The sequence below is a fragment of the Micromonospora sp. CA-259024 genome, from assembly GCF_050936255.1.
Taxonomy (GTDB): domain Bacteria; phylum Actinomycetota; class Actinomycetes; order Mycobacteriales; family Micromonosporaceae; genus Micromonospora.
Genome location: NZ_JBNJND010000001.1, coordinates 1,361,493 through 1,381,983 on the forward strand (window position 1 = coordinate 1,361,493; position 20,491 = coordinate 1,381,983).

The 20,491-nt window shown below is 72.1% G+C and carries 18 protein-coding genes; 11 read left to right on the forward strand and 7 right to left on the reverse strand.

What is annotated here, in order from left to right; all coding sequences use genetic code 11:
- The first annotated feature begins 118 nt into the window (after positions 1-118).
- The 10 genes from ACQEUX_RS05530 (at position 119) to ACQEUX_RS05575 (ending at position 11,504) form a co-directional block, all read left to right on the forward strand.
- The gene (locus tag ACQEUX_RS05530; RefSeq protein ID WP_433042111.1) at positions 119-1,009 is read left to right on the forward strand and encodes an alpha/beta hydrolase family protein; all 891 of its coding nucleotides are present in this window, start codon (positions 119-121) and stop codon (positions 1,007-1,009) included.
- 137 nt (positions 1,010-1,146) lie between these two features.
- The gene (locus tag ACQEUX_RS05535) at positions 1,147-1,932 is read left to right on the forward strand and encodes an ABC transporter ATP-binding protein (RefSeq protein ID WP_433042114.1); all 786 of its coding nucleotides are present in this window, start codon (positions 1,147-1,149) and stop codon (positions 1,930-1,932) included.
- The gene (locus ACQEUX_RS05540; protein WP_433042117.1) at positions 1,929-2,651 is read left to right on the forward strand and encodes an ABC transporter ATP-binding protein; all 723 of its coding nucleotides are present in this window, start codon (positions 1,929-1,931) and stop codon (positions 2,649-2,651) included. The genes ACQEUX_RS05535 and ACQEUX_RS05540 overlap by 4 nt, the downstream gene beginning before the upstream one ends.
- A gap of 30 nt (positions 2,652-2,681) precedes the next feature.
- Positions 2,682-3,560, forward strand: a complete 879-nt coding sequence (locus tag ACQEUX_RS05545) for a branched-chain amino acid ABC transporter permease (protein ID WP_433042120.1) — start codon at positions 2,682-2,684, stop codon at positions 3,558-3,560.
- Positions 3,557-4,657: a branched-chain amino acid ABC transporter permease gene (locus tag ACQEUX_RS05550; protein WP_433042123.1), complete on the forward strand. Its 1,101-nt coding sequence runs from the start codon at positions 3,557-3,559 to the stop codon at positions 4,655-4,657. Before ACQEUX_RS05545 ends, ACQEUX_RS05550 begins: the two co-directional genes overlap by 4 nt.
- An 84-nt stretch (positions 4,658-4,741) precedes the next feature.
- Positions 4,742-6,025, forward strand: a complete 1,284-nt coding sequence (locus ACQEUX_RS05555) for an ABC transporter substrate-binding protein (RefSeq protein ID WP_433042126.1) — start codon at positions 4,742-4,744, stop codon at positions 6,023-6,025.
- Positions 6,026-6,370: 345 nt separating this feature from the next.
- Positions 6,371-6,982, forward strand: a complete 612-nt coding sequence (locus tag ACQEUX_RS05560; protein ID WP_433042129.1) for a TetR/AcrR family transcriptional regulator — start codon at positions 6,371-6,373, stop codon at positions 6,980-6,982.
- 58 nt (positions 6,983-7,040) lie between these two features.
- Positions 7,041-9,827: an AAA family ATPase gene (locus ACQEUX_RS05565; RefSeq protein ID WP_433042132.1), complete on the forward strand. Its 2,787-nt coding sequence runs from the start codon at positions 7,041-7,043 to the stop codon at positions 9,825-9,827.
- A gap of 46 nt (positions 9,828-9,873) precedes the next feature.
- Entirely contained in the window at positions 9,874-11,022 is a 1,149-nt protein-coding gene (locus tag ACQEUX_RS05570) for an acyl-CoA dehydrogenase family protein (protein ID WP_433042135.1), read from the forward strand.
- Between the two features lie 17 nt (positions 11,023-11,039).
- Positions 11,040-11,504 (forward strand): MaoC family dehydratase, encoded by a 465-nt coding sequence (locus ACQEUX_RS05575; protein ID WP_433042138.1) that lies wholly within the window; start codon positions 11,040-11,042, stop codon positions 11,502-11,504.
- Positions 11,505-11,548: 44 nt separating this feature from the next.
- On the opposite strand, the gene ACQEUX_RS05580 is transcribed toward ACQEUX_RS05575, so the two are convergent.
- From ACQEUX_RS05580 to ACQEUX_RS05610, 7 genes are all read right to left on the reverse strand, one after another.
- The gene (locus ACQEUX_RS05580; RefSeq protein WP_433042141.1) at positions 11,549-12,853 is read right to left on the reverse strand and encodes an RNA polymerase sigma factor; all 1,305 of its coding nucleotides are present in this window, start codon (positions 12,851-12,853) and stop codon (positions 11,549-11,551) included.
- Positions 12,850-13,236 carry a YciI family protein gene (locus tag ACQEUX_RS05585; protein WP_433042144.1) on the reverse strand — a complete coding sequence of 129 codons (387 nt, stop codon included), beginning with the start codon at positions 13,234-13,236 and terminating at the stop codon, positions 12,850-12,852. The genes ACQEUX_RS05580 and ACQEUX_RS05585 overlap by 4 nt, the downstream gene beginning before the upstream one ends.
- 5 nt (positions 13,237-13,241) lie before the next feature.
- Entirely contained in the window at positions 13,242-13,622 is a 381-nt protein-coding gene (locus tag ACQEUX_RS05590) for a YciI family protein (protein ID WP_433042147.1), read from the reverse strand.
- A gap of 132 nt (positions 13,623-13,754) precedes the next feature.
- A complete protein-coding gene (locus ACQEUX_RS05595; protein ID WP_433042150.1) occupies positions 13,755-14,168 on the reverse strand; it encodes a hypothetical protein in 414 nt (137 codons plus the stop codon).
- 147 nt (positions 14,169-14,315) lie between these two features.
- Positions 14,316-15,458 (reverse strand): cellulose binding domain-containing protein, encoded by a 1,143-nt coding sequence (locus tag ACQEUX_RS05600; RefSeq protein ID WP_433042153.1) that lies wholly within the window; start codon positions 15,456-15,458, stop codon positions 14,316-14,318.
- A 278-nt stretch (positions 15,459-15,736) separates the two neighbouring features.
- Entirely contained in the window at positions 15,737-16,741 is a 1,005-nt protein-coding gene (locus ACQEUX_RS05605; protein ID WP_433042156.1) for an acetylxylan esterase, read from the reverse strand.
- 21 nt (positions 16,742-16,762) lie between these two features.
- Entirely contained in the window at positions 16,763-17,800 is a 1,038-nt protein-coding gene (locus ACQEUX_RS05610; protein WP_433042159.1) for a LacI family DNA-binding transcriptional regulator, read from the reverse strand.
- 311 nt (positions 17,801-18,111) lie between these two features.
- Between ACQEUX_RS05610 and ACQEUX_RS05615 the strand changes: the two genes are divergently transcribed.
- Positions 18,112-20,487, forward strand: a complete 2,376-nt coding sequence (locus ACQEUX_RS05615) for a glycoside hydrolase family 3 N-terminal domain-containing protein (RefSeq protein ID WP_433042162.1) — start codon at positions 18,112-18,114, stop codon at positions 20,485-20,487.
- Positions 20,488-20,491 lie beyond the last annotated feature (4 nt).

The window sequence follows — 20,491 nt, forward strand, 5'->3', positions numbered from 1 at the left end:
CGAAACGCCACGATCACGGCATTCGTCGGCGGGACTGGTGATTTCGCCGATGCGTGGATCGGCGGAGAAGCCAAAACTGACGCACGTCGATATCCCTCGACTCTAGGGAGTGCCCGACGTGTCGTCACCAACCACCACCCGTCCCCGTTCCGTCGCCGCCCGACTCGCGCTGGCCGCTGCCCTGGTCGCCGGCGGCATCCTGGCCGGCCCGACCGGCGCCGCCCAGGCGGCGAGCCCGTACGAGCGGGGCCCCGCCCCGACCACCGCGATCCTGGAGGCCAGTCGCGGTCCCTTCGCCACGTCTTCACAGAGCGTGTCGTCGCTGAGCGTCACCGGCTTCGGTGGCGGCGTCATCTACTACCCGACCAGCACCAGCGAGGGCACCTTCGGCGCCGTCGCCATCTCGCCGGGCTTCACCGCGGCCTGGTCCAGCATCAGTTGGCTCGGGCCGAGGCTCGCCTCGCACGGGTTCGTGGTGATCGGTATCGAGACCAACAGCAGGCTGGACCAGCCGGACAGTCGGGGTCGGCAGTTGCTCGCCGCGCTGGACTACCTCACCGAGCGCAGCTCGGTGCGCAGTCGGATCGACAGCAGTCGGCTCGCGGTGGCCGGTCACTCCATGGGTGGCGGGGGCAGCCTGGAGGCGGCCTCGGCGCGGCCGTCGTTGCAGGCCGCGGTGCCGCTCGCGCCCTGGAACACGGACAAGGGCTGGTCCGAGTTGCGGGTGCCCACGCTGATCATCGGTGGTGAGAGCGACACTGTCGCGCCGGTCTCGTCGCACTCGGTGCCGTTCTACACCAGCATCCCGGCCTCCGCCGAGAAGGCGTACCTGGAGTTGAACGGTGCGAGCCACTTCTTCCCGCAGACGACGAACACGCCGACCGCCCGGCAGATGGTGGCCTGGCTGAAGCGGTTCGTCGACGACGACACCCGCTACGAGCAGTTCCTCTGCCCGGGCCCGAGCGGCTCGCAGATCGAGGAGTACCGCAACACCTGTCCCAGCGCCTGACCCTGGTCCAGGGGCGGCCGCCGGTGGCGGCCGCCCCGTCCGGGTGTGGGCGGTGAGGCATTGAAGGTCTTGACGCGGTTCCCGAGAAACGTACACTGCGAGTGTAAATAACACCCGCCACGACCGAGGGATGGGTGATGGAGCGCGGCCTCGAACTGCACCACATCGGCGTCCGTTTCGGCGGCCTCACCGCCCTCGACGACGTCTCGCTGCGGGTGCCACCCAACCGGGTGGTGGGCGTGATCGGGCCCAACGGAGCCGGTAAGACCACGCTGTTCAACGTGATCTGCGGCTTCGTCGCGCCGGCGGCGGGTTCGCTCACCCTCGACGGCCGACCGCTACGGCCACGGCCGCACCGGCTGACCCGGCTCGGCATCGCCCGCACCCTGCAGGGCACCGGGCTCTTCGCCGGGCTGACCGTGCTGGAGAACGTGATGACCGGCGCTTCGCACACCGCCCGTGCAGGCTTCCTCCCCGCGCTGCTCGGGCTGCCGGCCAGCGACCGGGACGAGCGGCGGCTGCGCCGGCACGCCCTGGACATCCTCGACGACCTGGGCATCGCCGGGCACGCCGACGCCGCTCCGACCACGCTGCCCTTTGCCGTACGCCAGCGGGTCGCCCTGGCCCGGGCACTCGCCGCCCGGCCACGGCTGCTGCTGCTCGACGAGCCCGCCGGTGGCCTCGGCGCCGACGACATCGCCAGGCTGGCGGAGCTGGTCCGGCAGCTGCCCCGGCGGGACGCCGACCCCTGCGCGGTGCTCCTGGTCGAGCACCACATGGATTTGGTGATGGCCGTCTGCGACGAACTCGTGGTGCTGGACTTCGGCCGGGTGCTCGCCGCCGGCACGCCGGACGAGATCCGCGACGACCCGACGGTCACGGACGCGTACCTCGGTGCGACCGTCGAGGAGGTCTCCCCATGAGCGCGCCCGACCTGCTCGTGGTGCGGGGCCTGGTGGCCGGTTATGGTGCCGCGCCCGTGTTGCGGGCCGTCGACCTCACCGTCCCGACCGGCACGATCGCCGCGGTCGTCGGCGCGAACGGTGCCGGCAAGACGACCCTGCTGCGCGCGCTCTCCGGCATGATCCGCCCGGCCGCCGGCCAGGTGCTCCTCGCCGGAGAGGACCTACGCGGTACGCCCGTGGAGCAGCTCGTCCGGCGCGGCATGGCGCACGTGCCGGAGGGGCGGGGCGTGATCAGCGAGCTGACAGTCGACGAGAACCTGCGGCTCGGCGGGTTGTGGCGGCGCGACCGGGCCGACTCCGGTCGTGCCCTCGACGAGGTCTACCAGCTCTTCGAGCCCCTCGCTCGACGTCGCCGGCACCTCGGCCACCAGCTCTCCGGCGGTGAGCGGCAGATGCTGGCGCTCGGCCGGGCACTGGTCGGGCGGCCCCGCCTGTTGCTGCTCGACGAGCCGTCGCTCGGCCTGGCACCGCGCGTGGTCGCCCGGACCATGGCCCTGCTGCGCCAGCTGCGCGACCGGACCGGCCTGACCGTGCTGCTGGTCGAGCAGAACGTGCGCAGCGCGCTCGCCGTCGCCGACCAGGGCGTGGTGATGTCCCTCGGCCGGGTGGTGATCGCCGCCCCGGCGGCCAGACTGCGCGACGACGTCGACCTGCGCCACGCGTACCTCGGTTTCTGACCACCACCTCGTCCCCCGGAGGGAGGACTGTTGGACCGCTTCGTCTTCCTCACCGTCGACGGCCTGTCCCGGGGTGCGGTGTACGCCGCGTTCGCGCTGGCCCTGGTGCTCATCTGGCGGGCGGCGCGGGTCGTCAACTTCGCCCAGGGAGCGATGGCCGTCGCCGCCGCGTACGTCGCCTACACCGTCTCCGCCGCGACCGGCTCCTACTGGCTCGGCTTCCTGGTCGCGATCGTCGCCGGGCTGCTGCTCGGCGCGCTGGTCGACCGGGTCGTGATGCGGCACGTGGACCACGCGTCGCCGCTCAACCCGGTCATCGTCGCGCTCGGTCTGGTGCTGCTGATCCAGGCCGTGCTGGGCATGGTGTACGGCAACGAGTTCCGCCCCGCCGAGGCACCGTTTCGTCGGTCGGCCCTCACCGTGGGAGGGGTTGCCGTGCTGTCGCCGTACGACCTGTTCGTCTTCGCCACGATCGGGGTGGTGGTCGGTGGTCTGGCCTGGATGTTCGCCCGTACCCCGGTCGGGCTGCGGATGCGCGCGGCGGCCTTCGCTCCCGAGGTCTCACGGCTGCTCGGGGTCAATGTCGCGGGCATGCTGACCCTCGGTTGGGCGCTGGCCTCCGGTGTGGGGGCGCTGGCCGCCATGCTGGTCATCCCGACCGAGCTGGGCCTGCATCCGCACGCGATGGACCTGGTCTTCGTCTCGGCGTTCACCGCAGCCGTGGTGGGAGGGCTGGACAGCCCACCGGGGGCGGTGGTCGGCGGCCTGGTGGTGGGTCTGCTGCTCTCCTACGTGAGCGGCTACGCCGGCAGTGACGTCACGCCGCTCGCGGTGCTGGTCCTGTTGTTGGCGGTGCTGTTGGTCCGGCCCGGTGGGCTGTTCGCCCCGGTCGCGGCGAGGCGGGTGTGAGCGCCACGAGGGCGGCCCTGCCGCCGAAGCGCCGGCAGGTCGACGCCGACGACCGCCCGGTCGATCCCCGACGTGGCTCCACCCTGCTGCGTCACCTCGTGGTGGTGCTCGCCGTCGGGCTGCTGCTGGTGGCGGTCAGCTACACCGTCGAGCCGTTCCGCAACTTCCAGCTCGCCACCGTGGCGGCCTATTTCTGCGCGACCGCCGGGCTGACCGTCCTCACCGGGCTCAACGGTCAACTGTCGCTCGGGCACGGCGCGTTGATGGCCACGGGGGCGTACACCGTGGCTCTGTGCCAGAACGCGTTCGCCGACCGGGGGATGACCGGCGGCTGGCTGTTGCCGCTCTCGCTGGGCGCGGCGATCGCCGTCACGGTCGGGGTCGGTGCGGTGGTCGGTGTGGCCGCGGCCCGGCTGCGCGGCCCCTACCTGGCCGGGGTCACCCTCGCGGTGGCCGTCGTCGTGCCGGCGCTGGCCGTCACCTTCGACGGCGTCCTCAACGGCGAGCAGGGACTGTCGGTGCCGGTGGAGCCACCGCCGGTGGCGCTCGGCCCGTACTTCCCGTACGAGCGGTGGCAGCTCTGGCTGTGCGGGGCAGCCACTCTGTTGGCCCTGCTGCTGCTGGCGAACCTGGTCCGCAGCCGTTACGGGCGCACCTTCCGGGCGGTCCGTGACGACGAGGTGGCGGCCCGCCTCGCCGGCATCCACGTGGCCCGCACCCAGGTCATCGCGTTCGTGGTCAGTGCCGCCACCGCCGGGCTCGGTGGCGCGCTGCTGGCGGTGCTCGCCCAGAGCGTCTCGCCCGGCGCGTTCTCGCTGACCCTGTCGCTCTTTCTGCTGATGGCCGTGGTGATCGGCGGCCTCGGGCGTCTCGCTGGCGCGCTGTGGGGGGCGGTGCTGCTGGTCGCCCTGCCCGACCTCACCCACTCCGTGACGGAGCTGCTCACGCTCTCGCCCGCGGTGGCACAGCGGTTGGAGGGCAATCTCCCGTTGGCGATCTTCGGGCTGACCCTGATCGTCGTCATGATCGCGGCACCCGGCGGCGTGCAGGGCCTGCTGTCCCGTCTTGGTCGGCGCCTGCGGGCCCGGCGTTCCTGAGCTGTCCCGCGCCCGGCCCCGGCCGGGCGCCCACCACCACACCGTTCCCCGTGACAACCGGACCGAGAAAGGTCGGTGTTCTCCATGCACCGTATGGCACAACGTGGTCTCGCGATCGCCAGCACCATCGCCCTGTTGGCCGCCGCCGGTTGCAGCGGCGACGACGGTTCCGGTCCCGGCGGAGCATCGGTGCCGGGCGTCACCGACACCGAGATCATCGTCGGTACGCACATGCCGCTCACCGGGCCGGCCTCGGCCGGCTACGCCAAGATCGCCCCGGCGACGAAGGCGTACTTCGACTACGTCAACGCCAATGGCGGTGTGCACGGCCGGAAGATCACCTACAAGATCATGGACGACGGCTACAACCCGGCGAACACCCAGCAGGTGGTCCGTCAGCTCGTCCTGCAGGACAAGGTCTTCGCCGTTCTCAATGGCCTCGGGACGCCGACCCACACCGGGGTGCTCGACTTCCTCAAGAGCAACCGGGTGCCCGACCTCTTCGTCGCCTCCGGCAGCCGCAGCTGGGACCAGCCGGACAAGTACCCGGGCACGTTCGGTTTCAACCCGGACTACACCGTCGAGGGCAAGATCCTCGCCAACTACGCGAAGGCGAACCTGGCCGGGCAGAAGGTCTGCTTCCTCGGCCAGGACGACGACTTCGGCCGGGACAGTCTGGCCGGCGTGGAGAAGGTGCTCGGCGCCGGAGCCGTGGCGGTCAAGCAGACGTACGTCACCAGCAACACCAACGTGGCGCCGCAGATCGGTGCCTTCAAGGCGGCCGGATGCCAGGTCGTCGTGCTCGCCACCGTGCCCGGCTTCACCGCGCTCTCCATCGGCACCGCCGCGCGGCTGGGTTTCACACCACAGTGGCTGGTCTCCAACGTCGGCGCCGACCACCCGACCCTCGCCAAGCAGCTCGGCGCCGCCGCACCGCTGTTGAACGGGATGGTCGGCACCAACTACCTGCCGATGCAGAACGACACCGCGAACCCGTGGATCCAGCTCTTCACGAGGATCAACACGTCGCACAACGGGGGCGCGCCGTTCGACGGCAACACCGTCTACGGCATGTCGGTCGGCTACCTGTTCGTGCAGGTCCTGCTCGCCGCCGGCAAGGACGTCACCCGGGAGAAGGTGCTCGACGCCGTACGGAAGGGTGGCTTCCAGGGCCCCGGCCTGGCACCGCTGCGGTTCTCCGCGCAGGACCACTCCGGGTACGGCGGACAGCGGCTGACCCGGGTGAGCGGGGGAGTGCAGAGCTACTTCGGGCCGACGTACGAGACCGACGAGGCCGACGGTCCGGTCAACGAGTACGCCGTCACGCCGGCCACGCCCCCGGCGAACGGGGTACCGACCGTCTCCTGAGGACCCGTACGCCCCGACGTCCGACCGGGCGTGGTCGCACCTGACCACGCCCGGTCGACGGCTGCGCCGATTCCTGCGCGGAGTCTCCCGGCTGGTCGTCCGGGCGTTGACCGACACCGATCAGCCCCTCTAGTATCTGCACTGTGACTGCATATTCTGGCCGGATCATGGATCGTGTCGCCATCGTCGCCGGTGCTGGGCGGGCCATCGTCCGCGACGAGGGCGTCCCGCCGGCCGGCCGGCCCGGATGACGACGCCGGCGGACGCTCCGGGATTGCTGATCGCCGCCTGTCTAGACTCGGCGGTGCGTCGGGAGGCGCCGTGGCGGTGAGGGGGCGGGGGCGGATGGACGGGGTCGAGGTCGCTGGCCGGGTCGACGGGCGCACCGCCCGGGCCGAGCGCACCCGCGCGGCCATCGTCGAGGCGCACCTCGCGCTCATTTCCGAGGGCGACCTGCGCCCGACCGGGGAACGCATCGCCGAACGAGCTGGCATCTCGCTGCGCACGCTCTGGACGAACTTCAAGGACATGGAGACACTCTTCGAGGCGAGCGGCGCGGAGGTGCTCCGGCAGCAGGACGCCGCCTACCGGCCGATCCCAACCGGGCTACCGCTGGCGAAGCGGGTCGACGCGTACTGCCGGCAACGGGCCCGGCTGCTCCAGCTCATCGCACCGTCGGCGCGGGCCGCCCAGATGCGGGAGCCGGTCTCCGACCAGTTGCACCGCAATCGCCTCAAGCACATCGACCGGGTTCGCGACGAGGTCTCCGAGCTCTTCGCCGTCGAGCTGGCCCAGGCCGGTCGGGGTCGGGAGCAGCTGCTCAACGCCCTGGTGGCGGCGAGCATGTGGCCGGCCTGGTCGATGCTGCGCTACGGCCTCGGGCTGGGCGTGGACCAGGCCCGCGCGGTGATGACCCGGACGGTGGGCGCCCTGCTGGCCGAGGTCACGGCCGACTGATCCCGCCCCGACGTCGCCCCCTCTTTCCATCCGGTTACCGATAGGTGACACTGAATGCATGGTTGCTGCATCAAGAGTGCAACTAACCGTGCTGCATGGCCGGGACGACGAGTGCCGGACGATCCGGAACCTGCTCGACGGCGTGACCGAGGGCGGCGGCGCCCTGCTGCTGCGCGGCGAGCCGGGCTCGGGCCGGACGGCGCTGCTCGGCTACGCCCACCGGCACGCCGAGGGCTGCAGCGTGCTGGCCGGGACCGGCCTCGCCGAGGAAGCCGTCCTGCCGTACGCCGGCCTGCAACGCCTGCTCGACCCGGTGCTCGACCGGGCCGCGGCCCTGCCGGACGAGCAGCGTCAGCTGCTGCGGCGCGCGCTGGTCGGCGAGACCTGCCCGGCCGACCGTCACCTGACGCTGTCGATGGCGGTGCTCGGGCTGCTCGCCGTGGCCGCCCGGGACCGTCCACTGCTCGCCACCATGGACGACGTCGACCGGGGTGATCCGCGGACCGCGCAGGTGCTGGCCTTCGTGGCCCGCCGCCTGCGACACCTGCCGGTCGCCGTCCTGCTCACCGCGGACGTCACCGCCACCGTCGACGGGATACCGGCGCATCGACTCCGGCCGTTGGATGCGCGGGACAGCGTCGCCGTCCTCACCGACCGGCTGCCCGAGCGCCCCACCGCGCCGGTCGCGGCCACACTCGCGGTGGTCGGTGGCGGTAATCCGCAGGCCCTGGTGGATCTCGCCGAGGTGCTCAGCCCGGGGCAGTGGCGGGGGGAGGAGCCACTGCCCGCCGCGCCGCCGGCCGACGGTGCGCTGGGCCGCGCGTACCGGGCCCGCCTGGACCGGTTGTCGCCGGACACCCGGGCGATGCTGTTGCTAGCGGCGCTCGACGAGGACGGCGAACCGGGCACCCTGGCCCGGGCGGCGCGAGTCGCCGGCACCGAGGTCGAGGCGCTCGCACCGGCGGAGGTCGCCGGCCTGGTCCGCGTCGAGCCGCAGGGCGTCACCTTTCCCCAGCCGTTGGTTCGCGCGCTGATCGCGTCCAGTGCGACGCTCGCGGAGCGCCGCGCGGCCCACCGGCTGCTCGCCGGAGCGCTGGACGCGAACGGGCAGCGGCTACGCCGGGCGATGCACCTCGCCGCCGCGACGGCGGACGCCGACCCGGCCCTCGCCGCCGAGCTGGAGCAGGCGGCGGTCGATGGATCGGACGGCTGGGTCGTGGCCTCCGCGGCGCTGCGCCGAGCGGCCGACCTCAGCGACCAGCCGATCCAGGCCGCTGCTCGCCTGCAGACCGCCGCCGAGTATGCCTGGGCCGGGGGGCAACCCGATCAGGCCCGGCTGCTGCTCGACCGCCTCCGCGCCGTGTCCACGGACCCAACCGTCAGGGCGCGCGCCGACCTGCTGCGCGGTGAGTTGGAGCTGCGCTGCGGCATCGCGGAGGGCGCCTCGGTCACGTTGCTGACCGCCGCCAGAGCGGTGGCCGACTCCGACCGTGCCCTGGCGTTGACCGGTCTGGTGCGGGCCGGCGAGGCCGTCTGCTTCGCCGGGGACCAGTACCGGTACGCCGAGGTCGGCCGGTGGGCGTCGGCGTTACGACGCGCGAGCGACCCGCCCGCCATGGAGCTGATGAGCTGTCTGATCGCCGGGGTGGCGTCGACCCTGCGGGGTGACCACGAGCGGGCCGGTCCCGCGCTGCGCCGCGCCGTCGTGCTGGGTGGCCGGTTGACCGGCTCGGCGCTGACCCCGACCGCGCTCACCTGCGCGGCGGCGGCCGGCCTCCTGGTGGCCGTGGACGGCGCGGCGCACCGGCTCGCCGAGCGTGCCGTCGGGTTGGCCCGGGAGCGGGGCGAGCTGTCCATGCTGTCCCGGGCGCTGGAGTTGCGCGCGGTCGCCGAGTACTGGCTGGGTCGACACGAGGCGGCGGCGGAGACGTCCCGCGACGGGCTGCGGGTCGCCCGCGCATCCGGTCAGGTCAACTGCGCCAACGTCCACCTGGGCATGCTCGCCGTGCTCGCCGCGATCCGGGCCGATCGGCACACCAGCCTGCGGCGGATCCGCGAGATCGGCGAGGCGCCGACGCCGGGCGGCCGTCCGCACGCGCTCGCGGGATGGGCGCTGGCGGTGCTCGACCTGGTGGACGGCCGGCACGCCGAGGCAGCGGACCGACTGGCGTCGTTGGCCCGGCTCGGCACCGGTCGCGGTCAGGTCCTCGTGCAGGTGATGGCCACCCCGTACCTGGTGGAGGCGGCAGCGCAGCTGGCACACCGGCCGGCGGCGACGGCCGCGCTCGCCGTGTTCGACAGGTGGGCCGGCAGCACCGTGAGTCCGCTGCGCCGGGCGCTGTCCGCGCGGTGCCACGCGCTGCTCGCTCCCCGGGGTGGCGCCGAGGCCGAGCGGGAGTTCCGGATGGCGCTGCGGCTGCACCCGACGGAGGCCGGCGCGTTCGAGCGAGCCCGCACCGAGCTGCTCTTCGGCCAGGAGCTGCGCCGCAGCCGACGCCCCCGTGACGCGCGTGCGCACCTGCACCAGGCCCGCGAGATGTTCACCCTGCTCGGCGTGGCGTGCTGGGCTGAACAGGCCACCACGGAGCTGCGCGCGGCCGGGGAGTCGGTGGGCCCGCCCGACCTGCCGTCCGCGCGGCTGTTGACGGGCCAGCAACTGCGGATCGCCGAGCTGGTCGCGGAGGGAGCCACCAACCGGGAGATCGCCGCCCGGATGTTTCTCTCCACCCGTACGGTCGACCACCACCTGCGCAACGTGTTCCATCGGCTCGGCGTCCGCTCGCGCACGGAGTTGGCCCGCGCGTTCGCCGCCGAACGGCACGTCGGGCTGGCCTCCGAGTGGTGACCGTCCGGTCTGGACGCCATAAACTATCACCGCTAGTTTAAGCGTCATGGAGCTCACCCTCTCCGCCGAGCAGGTCGCGGTCCGGCAACTGGCCGCCGAGTTCGCCGACCGGGAGTTGCTGCCTCACGCCGCCGCCTGGGATCGGCGTGAGTCCGTCGACCCTGCCATCGTCGCCAAGCTCGGCGACCTGGGCTTTCTGGGGCTGACCATCGCGGAGGCCGACGGCGGTTCCGGGGGCGACCACCTCGCGTACTGCCTGGTCCTGGAAGAGCTCGGCCGGGGCGACTCGGCGGTGCGCGGCATCGTCTCGGTCTCACTCGGCCTGGTCGCGAAGTCGATCGCCGCCCACGGTTCGGTCGCACAGCGGGCCGAGTGGCTGCCCCGGCTCTGCGCAGGCACCGCACTCGGGTGTTTCGCGCTGACCGAGCCGGACAGCGGCTCGGACGCGGCGGCGCTGCGCACCCGTGCGGTCCGCGACGGCGCCGACTGGCTGCTGACCGGCACGAAGACGTTCATCACCAACGGCACCACCGCCGACGTCGCACTGGTCTTCGCCCGCACCGGCGGCCCCGGGCACCGAGGCATCACCGCGTTCCTGGTCCCCACCGGCAGCCCGGGGCTGACCCGACGCGAGATCCACGGCAAGCTGGGCCTGCGCGGTCAGGCCACCGGCGAGCTGCGCTTCGACGAGGTGCGCGTGCCCGACACCGCCCGCCTCGGCGGCGAGGGCAACGGCTTCCGCCTGGCCCTGGCCACCCTCGCCAAGGGCCGGATGTCGGTGGCCGCCGGCTGTGTCGGAATCGCCCAGGGCTGCCTCGACGCCGCGGTGGGCTACGCCGGGCAGCGGACCCAGTTCGGCAAACCGATCGCCGCCCACCAACTGGTCCAACAACTGCTCGCCGCCATCGCGATGGACACCGCCGCCGCCCGGCTGCTGGTCTGGCAGGTGGCCGATCTGATCGACCGCGGCCAACCGTTCGCCACCGAGGCGTCGATGGCCAAGCTCTTCGCCAGCGAGGCCGCCGTCCGCGCGGCCAACAACGCGGTCCAGGTCTTCGGGGGGTACGGCTACATCGACGAGTACCCCGTGGGTAAGTACCTGCGCGACGCGCGGGTCGCCACCCTCTACGAGGGCACCAGCCAGATCCAGCAACTCCTCATCGGACGCGCGCTCACCGGCGTCAACGCCTTCTAGCTGTAGGGAGACCTGGCATGAGAGTCTTCGCCTCGTTCGAGGAGCTGGCCGGCGCGGTCGGCGAAACCATCGGCCCCGGCCCGTGGCAGCGGATCGAGCAGAGCCGGGTCGATCTCTTCGCCGACGCCACCGACGACCACCAGTGGATCCACCTCGACCCGGTACGCGCCGCCGCCGGGCCCTTCGGCGGCACCATCGCGCACGGCTACCTGACCCTGTCGCTGCTGCCGGCGCTGGCCGGCCGGCTGTACCGGGTCGACGGGGTGGCGATGGGGGTCAACTACGGGCTGAACCGGGTGCGCTTCCCCGCGCCGGTCCGGGTCGGCGCCGCCGTACGCGCCACCGCCACCATTGCCGAGGTGTCGCCGGTGAGCGGCGGCGTCCAGCTGATCGCGGCGGTCACCGTGGAGAGCGACAGCGGTGGCAAGCCGGTCTGCGTCGCCGAGACCGTGAGCCGGCTCTACCGCGCCGCAGGTCGATGACCGCATAGCTGAGCGGGCGGCTACGGAACCCCGTCGCCGTCCCGTCATCTGTCGCGAGGCTGCCTGCGTGCCTGCCGCTGGTCGGAGCGCGTCCCGACCGTAGCCGAAGGGGCGAGCTGGTCGCGGCGGCGGGTGAGGTAGGCCCGCTCCGCGGGGTTGCCGGCGAGATCGATGGCCCGGTCGTACGCCGCCCGCGACTCGTCGCCGCGTCCGAATCGCCGCAGCAGGTCGGCGCGCGCGGCGTGGAAGGCGTGGTAGCCGTCGAGGACCTCGGCGAGCCGGTCGATCTCGGCGAGCCCGACCCCGGGGCCGTCGACCTCGGCGACCGCGACCGCCCGGTTGAGCCGCACGATCGGCGACGGGTCGAGCAGCACCATGCGGCCGTAGAGGGCGACGATCGTGGACCAGTCGGTGTCCCGGGTGGATGGGGCGTCCGTGTGGACCGAGTTGATCGCGGCCTGCAGCTGATAGCGCCCGGGTGGGTCACCCCCGGCGGCCACCGCCGCGATCCGCTCGCGAAGCAGGGCGTTGCCCTCGGCGATGAGAGTGCGGTCCCATGCGCCGCGGTCCTGCTCGTCCAGGGTCACCAGCTCCCCGGTCTGGGACACGCGCGCCGGTCGTCGGGCGTCAGTGAAGAGCATCAAGGCAAGCAGTCCGGCTACCTCGCCGTCGTCCGGGAGGAGACTCCGGAGCAGGCGGCCGAGGTGGATCGCCTGGTCGGTGAGGTCCACGCGCACCGGGTCGTCCCCCTCGCTGGCGAGATAACCCTCGTTGAAGACGAGGTAGACGACCGCGAGCACGCCGTCGAGCCGTTCGCGGATGTCGTCGGCCGAGGGCACCCGGTAGGGGATGTGGGCTGCCTTGATCTTCGCCTTGGCACGGGTGATTCGTCGCGCCATCGTGGTCTCCTGCACCAGAAAGGCGCGGGCGATCTCGGGGACGGTGAGGCCACCGAGCAGGCGCAGGGTGAGCGCCACCCGGGCCTCCATGGCGAGCGCAGGGTGGCAGCAGGTGAAGACCAGTCTGAGCCGGTCGTCCTCCACCGGACCGGTCGACTCGGGAGGGTCGCCGTCGTACACGATCCGGGCCTCCTGATGCTTGGCGTAGCGCTGCGACTCGCGACGGATCCAGTCGATCGCCTTGCGGGTCGCGGTGGTGACGAGCCAACCCCCGGGATTCGGCGGTACGCCATCACGCGGCCACCGCTCCGCAGCCGCTACGAACGCCTCGGCCGTCGCTTCCTCGGCGACGTCAAGGTCGCCGAAACGGCGCGCAAGGCCGGCGACCATGCGCGCCCACTCCTCGTGGTGGACACGGGTGATCGCCTGCTCGACGGTGGGACCGGTCACGGCTCTGGCAGCGCTCGTACGGGTTCCGCAGTTCGGAAGGGACGCACCTCGACCGTGCCGCGGCACGCTTTCGACCCCTCGGCGGCGAGCGCCAGGGCCACGTCGAGGTCGGCCGCCTCGATGACCCAGAAGCCGTCGAGGCACTCCGGCGTCCGCAGGTAGGGCCCGTCGGTGAAGGCTGGCTTGTCGCCCTGCCCGTCGACGGTGGTGGCGGTCGTTGCGGGCTCCAGACCGTCGGCGAAGACGAAGTGCCCATTCCGATGGAGCCTCTCGTTGAAGGCGCCGGCGTCGGCGATCGCCTGCAGCATGACCTCCTGGGAGGGGTGGGTGCCGAACTCGGTCTGCTCGGCCGGTCCGTAGACGGACAACAGGTACCTGGGCACCGCGCTCACTGCTCCCCGGAGCCGTTACGCCGGGCGTGCCCGGGACCGTGGAACCGGTGCACCTCCTGCGGCCAGTCGAGCACGGTCGCGAGCCTGCCGGCCCAGTATCGCGCCGCCGCGTCGTCGGGCACGTCCACGACCGCGAAGCCACCGAGGTGCTCCTTGGTCTCGACGTACGGGCCGTCGGTGAAGATGGGCTTGCCGTCGACCAGCTCGACACTGCACACCGCGGTGGACCGGTCGAGCCCGCCGTTGGTGAAGATCAGGACGCCGTCGGCCTGCATCTCCTCGATCACGGCCCGGCTGGACGCGGCCTTCTCGCGCAGCTCTTCCGCCGTGTGGTCGGGCACCCACTCATCGTTGAAGGTGATCAGGTACTCCGTCATGATCGTCTCCTCTCAGTCCCCGGACGAGGGCCTTGCCCGGCTCCTCGTGTCGGGCGGCCCGGGCCGGCCGCCGCGCACCAGTTCCACGAACGGCTGCCCCTCGATACGACACCATCGCGGAAACTCCTCTGATCAGTTTCCGTCTGCGTCGTGGTGAACCACGGACGGGTTCAGCAGCGCGGGGCTCCCCGCGGCGGTCCTGTGCCCGTTGGCGCCGAGTAGGTGGCGGAGCCTCCGGATCTCAGCGATCAGGCGAGGAATGTCCTGGCGGGCACTGGCGATGAACCGGGCGTTCTCGTCCCAGCGTTCGTCCGCGACATCAACATAGCGGGGCTGCTGGACGAGGGTGGCGGCCACAATCTCAGAAGGGTCGAAGTCCGGCCAGCGTTCACCGAGCGCGGTGTCAGGGATCGTGCTGATGGCGACCAGGCTCATGGCGAAGTCATCGTCGAGTTGACGCACGTACCAGGGGCCCGGAGTCGCGGCGTTGGCGAGCTCCTCGATCTCGGCGAGTTCCTCGTCGGTCATCGGTTCGGGGTTGTCCATCGGGCGGCAAGCTCCTCGCGTTCGACCAGGCGTCCGTTGGTAAACTGTGCGCCAGCGCGGACGAGCGCGACGAGGCGGGTGTCGTCAGCGCGGACTCCGACAACGGCGGCGCCGGGCCCCTGGTGCCCGGCACCGCGACGGATGCTGTCAGGCGACCGCGCAGGCGGTGCCGTTGAGGCTGAAGGCGGCCGGTCGGCCGGTGTTACCGGTGTGGGTCGCCTGGAAGCCGATGTCGACCGAGGTGTTCGGCGCGATCGTCGCGTTGTAGGAGACGTTGCGGGCAGTCACCGCTCCGCTGGACGGGGAGTAGGCGGCGTTCCAGCCGCTGGAGATGGTCTGCCCGCCCGGCAGGGTGAACGCCAGAGCCCAAGCGTTGACCGGTGTGCTGCCCGTGTTGGTCACCGAGACGGACGCGGTGAGGCCGCTGTTCCAGGCGTTGACCGCGTACGTGACGCGGCACCCGCCGGATGCTGGCGGGGTGGTCGGCGGGGGCGTGGTGGTCGGAGGCGTGGTGGTCGGAGGCGTGTCGCCCCCGATGCTGCCGGGCACCGACCGGAGGGCGTCGTACCAGGCCACGGCCATCTTGCGGTAGCCCGTCGCGTTGGGGTGCACCCCGTCGGCCAGGTCGCTGAGCGTCAGGGCGCGGTACATGTCGACCAGGTGGACGCGTTTCCCGGCGGCGGCCCTGGTCTGCGCGATCCCGGGAATCGCGGCGTTGAACGCCCGGACCTGGTTGTCGGCACCGGACTTCGGGACGATGGTCGCGACGAACACCTCCGCGTTCGGGGCGGTGGCGGTGATCCGGTCGATCAGCGTGGCCAGCCGGGCCGGAGCGCCGGACGTGTCTCCGTACATGTCGTTGGTGCCGATGTGCAGCAGCACGGTCCGGGGATTCGTGGCCCGCAGCCAGTTGACGACGTTGGCGTCGATCTGGGCGATCGTCCACCCGGAATGGCCCTCGTGGTCGTGGTCGCCGAGGCTGGCTGGGCCGTTGAACTGGGAGCCGACGAAGTCGATCCGATAGCCCCCGGTCGTGAACCGCTGCCAGAGTTCGATCCGGTAGCCGCCAGGAACGTTGAATCCGTCGGTGATCGAGTCACCGAGGGGCATCACACGTACCCCGCCGTTGGACTCCGCGCTCGCGGGAGAGATCGCGATCGGTACGGCGGCGACCATGGCGGCGACGGCGGCCAGCGCCGCCCACCACCGGCGAACCCGGCGGGGCCTCGGCGTCGGTGCGATGGCGGTGGGTGGGGGAGGGACGGGATACCCGGGCATTGGACTGCTCATGGCACTTCCTCAGGTGGTGGTTGCGTGACAGCGGCGGGCACCGGAGAGATGGATGCCGCCATGACGCGGTACGCAGGAGTGGGCCGCGCGCAACGACCAGCACCCGGACGTTTCCCTGGTGGTCGCATCGCTGTAGCTGGCACTGCCCGTCGAGGGTGGCAGCGACAGATCGATGAGCCATGGTGGAGGTGTGCCCTGCACCCCGCGTGACGGACGATAGCGTGTTGTCGCCAACAAGGGCAACGGATCGACGTACGCCTATGCCACGCGGTTGTCGTTCACCCCGTGCCGACGTGGCTGCGATCCTGCTGGAGCACCGAGTCGAGCCAGCGCAGCTGACGTCGGACGTGGACGGCCTCGCCGCCCTCGTGGCCGTTGAACAGGTAGACGTGCATCTCCCGCACGGGCCGCCCAGCCGCGGCGCCGTAGTGGTTGTAGGCGGCGAACCCGGTTGCCGGCGGGCAGACGGTGTCCCGTAGACCGATCCCGAAATGGGCCGGCGCCGTCGCACGCCGCGCGAAGCTCACCGCGTCGACGTAGGACAGGGTGCGCCGCACCGCGTCCTCGGCCTCCCGGTGCACGGCCAGGTAGCGGGCGATCTCCCCGTACGGAGCGGCGTCGCTGAGCTGGACGGCCCGTTGCATGTCGCAGAGGAACGGGGCGGTGGTCAGCACCGCGCTGAGGTCGTCGACGAGGCCGGCCACGGCCAGGGCGAGACCGCCGCCCTGGCTGTTGCCGACCACGGTGACCCGGTCTCCGTCGACCCCCGGCAGCGCGCGGACCGCCTCGACCGCCCTGACCGCGTCGGTGATCAGACGGCGGTAGTGGTAGTCGCGCGGGTCGAGAATCCCCCAGGTGGCCGGCCAGGGGCCGCCGGGCGCGCCGTGCGGGTCGGCGGTGTCCCCGGCGCCGTACTGCCCCGCCTGGCCCCGGTTGTCCATCAGCAGGTGCGCGTACCCGGCCACCGGCCAGGTCAGCCGCTCATGTGGCAGACCACGGCCACGGCCGTAGCCGGCGTACTCGACCACGGCGGGCAGCGGCTCTCGAACACCCGTCGGGCGCGTGTACCAGGCTCGGACGGGGTCACCGCCGAATCCCGCGAACGTGACGTCCCAGGAGTCGAGTAGCCGCAGGTCGGTGGGCTCCGGACGAACGTCGACGAGCACCGGCCGGGCGGCCGCCTCGGCGAGGGTGTCGCGCCAGAACTGGTCGAAGTCGTCGGGCTCGACGATCTCGGGCGTGTACCGCTGGAGTTCGTCGAGAGTGGAGTCGGAGTGGGGCAAGGGTCCTCGCAGCAGCCGGGGTCAGTGCGGATGGGCGGGGGGTGCGGTGCTCTCCCGGACGACCAGCTCGGTCACCAGGTCGATCCGGCTGGTCGCCGGCTCGTTGCCCCGGGTCAGGTCGAGCAGCATCTGGGTCGCGATGCCAGCCATGTCGCGCAACGGCTGGTTGATCGTGGTGAGGGCGGGGTCGGTCCACGCGGAGACCGGCAGATTGTCGTACCCGATCACCGAAAGGTCCTCGGGCACACGGAGGCCGCACTGGCGGGCGGCCCGGAGCACCCCCATGGCCTGGATGTCGGAACCGGCGAAGATCGCCGTGGGCCGGTCCGGTCGGCGTAGCAGTTGCAGCCCGTGGGCGTGCCCGGCGGTCGCGGAGAAGCTGCCGTAGCGGATCAGCTCGCGGTCGACCGCGAGCCCGACCTCCTCGTGGGCCGACTGGAAACCGGCGGCCCGGGCCCGGCTGCAGAGCACGTCGGGCGGCCCGGAGATGACGGCGATCCGCTGGTGCCCCAACTCCAGGAGGTGCCGGGCGGCGAGCAGGCCGCCGTTCCAGTTGTTCGATCCGACGGTGGGCACGGAGGCGGAGGTCGCGCTGTCGGTGTCGACGACGACGAACGGGATGCCCTGACGCCGCAGGTGCTGTTGCTGGGCCTCGGCCAGGTGGGAGAGAACGAACACCACGCCCAGCGGGCGGTCGGCGAGTGTCGCGTCCAGCCATCGTGGCGGCGGGTGGTGCGCGCCGCCGAGCTGGGCGACGGACAGCCCGACGCCGGCGGCGCTGGTGACCGCCTCGACGCCCCGCAGGATCTCCATCGCCCAGCCGGTGTCGAACTCGTGGAACACGAGATCGATCCGCCCTCCGCTGGTCGAGGTCCGCCGGGTGCGGCGCTGGTACTGGTGGCGGTCGAGGCTCGCCTCCACTCGGGCTCTGGTGTCGGGGGCGACGTCGCCACGCCCGTTGAGGACCTTGGACACGGTCGCGACCGAAACACCGACATCGTTCGCGATGGTCGCGATGGTGGTGGAGGCGGGTGGGCCGAGCGGGCGGAGCTCTGTCATCGCAGCCTCACACAGCATCCGAAAGTTTCGGAAGACCCTAACACGGTTGGCCGGTCACGCCAGTCGATGCGCCGGCCCGCCTGATCCTGGGCCATTTCGAGCCCCGTGAGCACCGGTATGCCAGTGCGGAGTCACCGACCGCAGAGGTCGGTCGCCGGAGGTCGAGATGAGACTCTTGACACACATCGATGGGGGGCTCTAGGTTGCCGAAAAGGTTGCGCCGGTTTCCGGAAAGTTTCGGATCGTGAACATCCGCCACGGAACTGGTTCCACGAGGGCGCGGGATGTGGCCGGAGCTAAGGGGTCTTGGCATGAGCAGTCAGTTACCCGTGGACAGTGGCGGCGCGCCGTGGCGTGATCCGCGGCTGTCGCCGACCGAGCGGGCCGAGGCGCTCCTGCCGTTGATGTCGCTGGAGGAGAAGGTCGCTCAGCTCGTCGGAGTCTGGGTCGGTGCCGAGACCTCCGGCGAGGGCGTCGCGCCGCACCAGAGCGACATGATCGACAATGTCGCCCCGTGGAGCAGCCTCATCCAGCACGGGCTGGGCCAGCTCACCCGCCCGTTCGGCACCGCGCCGGTCGACCCGGTGCTCGGCGCCCGGTCACTGGCCGCCTCGCAGGCGCAGATCGTGGCCGCGAACCGGTTCGGCATTCCGGCACAGGTGCACGAGGAATGCCTGACCGGGTTCGCGGCGTGGCGGGCCACCGTCTACCCGACCCCGCTGAGCTGGGGCGCCTCGTTCGACCCCGAACTGGTCGAGGCGATGGCGGGCCGGATCGGGCGCTCGATGCGGGCCGCCGGTGTGCACCAGGGGCTCGCCCCGGTCCTGGATGTCACCCGCGACTACCGCTGGGGTCGCACCGAGGAGACGATCGGCGAGGACCCCTACCTGGTGGGGACGACCGGTGCCGCGTACGTGCGGGGCCTGGAGAGGGCCGGCGTGGTGGCCACCCTGAAACACCTCGCCGGTTACTCCGCCTCCCGCGGCGGACGCAACCTCGCGCCGGTGCCGATGGGTCGTCGGGAGCTGGCCGACATCATCCTGCCGCCCTTCGAGATGGCCCTGCGCCACGGTGGCGCCCGCTCGGTGATGAACTCATACGCCGAGATCGACGGCCTGCCCGTCGCCGCCGACCAGGAGCTGTTGACCGGGCTGCTGCGCGACGAGTGGGGTTTCACCGGCACCGTGGTGGCGGACTACTTCTCCGTACGCTTCCTGCAGACCCTGCACGGCGTCGCCGATCGCCCCGGCGACGCCGCCCGGCTCGCCCTGCGGGCCGGGATCGACGTCGAGCTGCCCACCGTGGACGCCTTTGGCGCTCCGCTGGTGGAGGCGGTTCGCCGCGGCGAGATCGACGAGGCCCTGATCGACCGTGCGCTGCGTCGGGTGCTGATCCAGAAGGTAGAGCTGGGCCTGCTCGACGAGGACTGGCAGGAACTGTCCGACGATGGGGCCGACCTGCGCTTCGACGACGAGATCAGCCGGGACGTCGCCGTACGCCTGGCCCGGGAATCCGTCGTCCTGTTGCGCAACACCGGCGTCCTGCCGCTGCCGGTCGGCGGTCGGGTCGCCCTGGTCGGCCCGGTCGCCGACGACCCGATGGCCATGCTCGGTTGCTACTCGTTCCCCAACCACGTCGGCGTCCACCACAGCGAGTTCGGGCTCGGCGTGGACATCCCCTCGCTGCGCGACGAGCTGGCCCGGCGTGTTCCCCTGCTCAGCCACGAGGTCGGCTGCGGCATCACCGGCGAGGACACCTCGGGTATCCCGGCCGCGGTCGCCGCGGTCGCCGCCGCCGACGTGTGCGTGCTCGCCGTCGGCGACCGCGCGGGGATGTTCGGCCGGGGCACCTCCGGCGAGGGCTGCGACGCCGCCGACCTGCAACTGCCCGGCGTGCAGGCCGAACTCGTCCGGGCTGTCCTCGCCACCGGCACCCCGGTCGTCCTGGTGCTGATGACCGGTCGCCCCTACGCGCTCGGCCCGGAGTTCGACGCCGCGGCAGCGGTGGTGCAGGCGTTCTTCCTCGGCCAACTCGGTGGGCAGGCGCTCGCCGAGGTGCTCACCGGCGCGGTGAACCCGTCCGGGCGGTTGCCGGTCAGCGTCCCTCGTGACGCCGGCGGAATGCCGAGTACCTACCTGTCACCGCCGCTCGGTCACCGCAACAGGGTCTCCTCGGTCGACCCGACCCCGGCGTACCCGTTCGGCCACGGGCTGAGCTACACCACCTTCGAGTGGTCCGACGCCACGGTTGTCGAGCCGGCGGACGAGGCGCAGGATGCGCCGGCGGCCTGGCCCGTCGACGGCGAGGTGCGGGTGCGCATCACCGTCGCCAACACCGGTGACCGGGCCGGCACCGAGGTGGTGCAGCTCTACCTGCACGACCCGGTCGCGCAGATCACCCGTCCGGTGGTCCGGCTGGTCGGCTACACCCGGCTGCCGTTGGAGCCCGGTGAGGTGGCGCACGTGACGTTCGACGTGCCGGCCGACGTCGCGTCGTTCACCGGGCTGTCCGGCCGGCGCATCGTCGAGCCCGGCGACGTCGAGCTGCGGTTCGGCCGGTCGAGCGGCGACACGGCGGCATCCCTCCCGCTGCGGTTGACCGGCGCCGAGCGCCAGGTCGGCCACCAGCGGGATCTGCTCACGTCGGTGCGGATCGAGCCCCTCGTGGCCGTTCCACACTCCGCATAGGAGG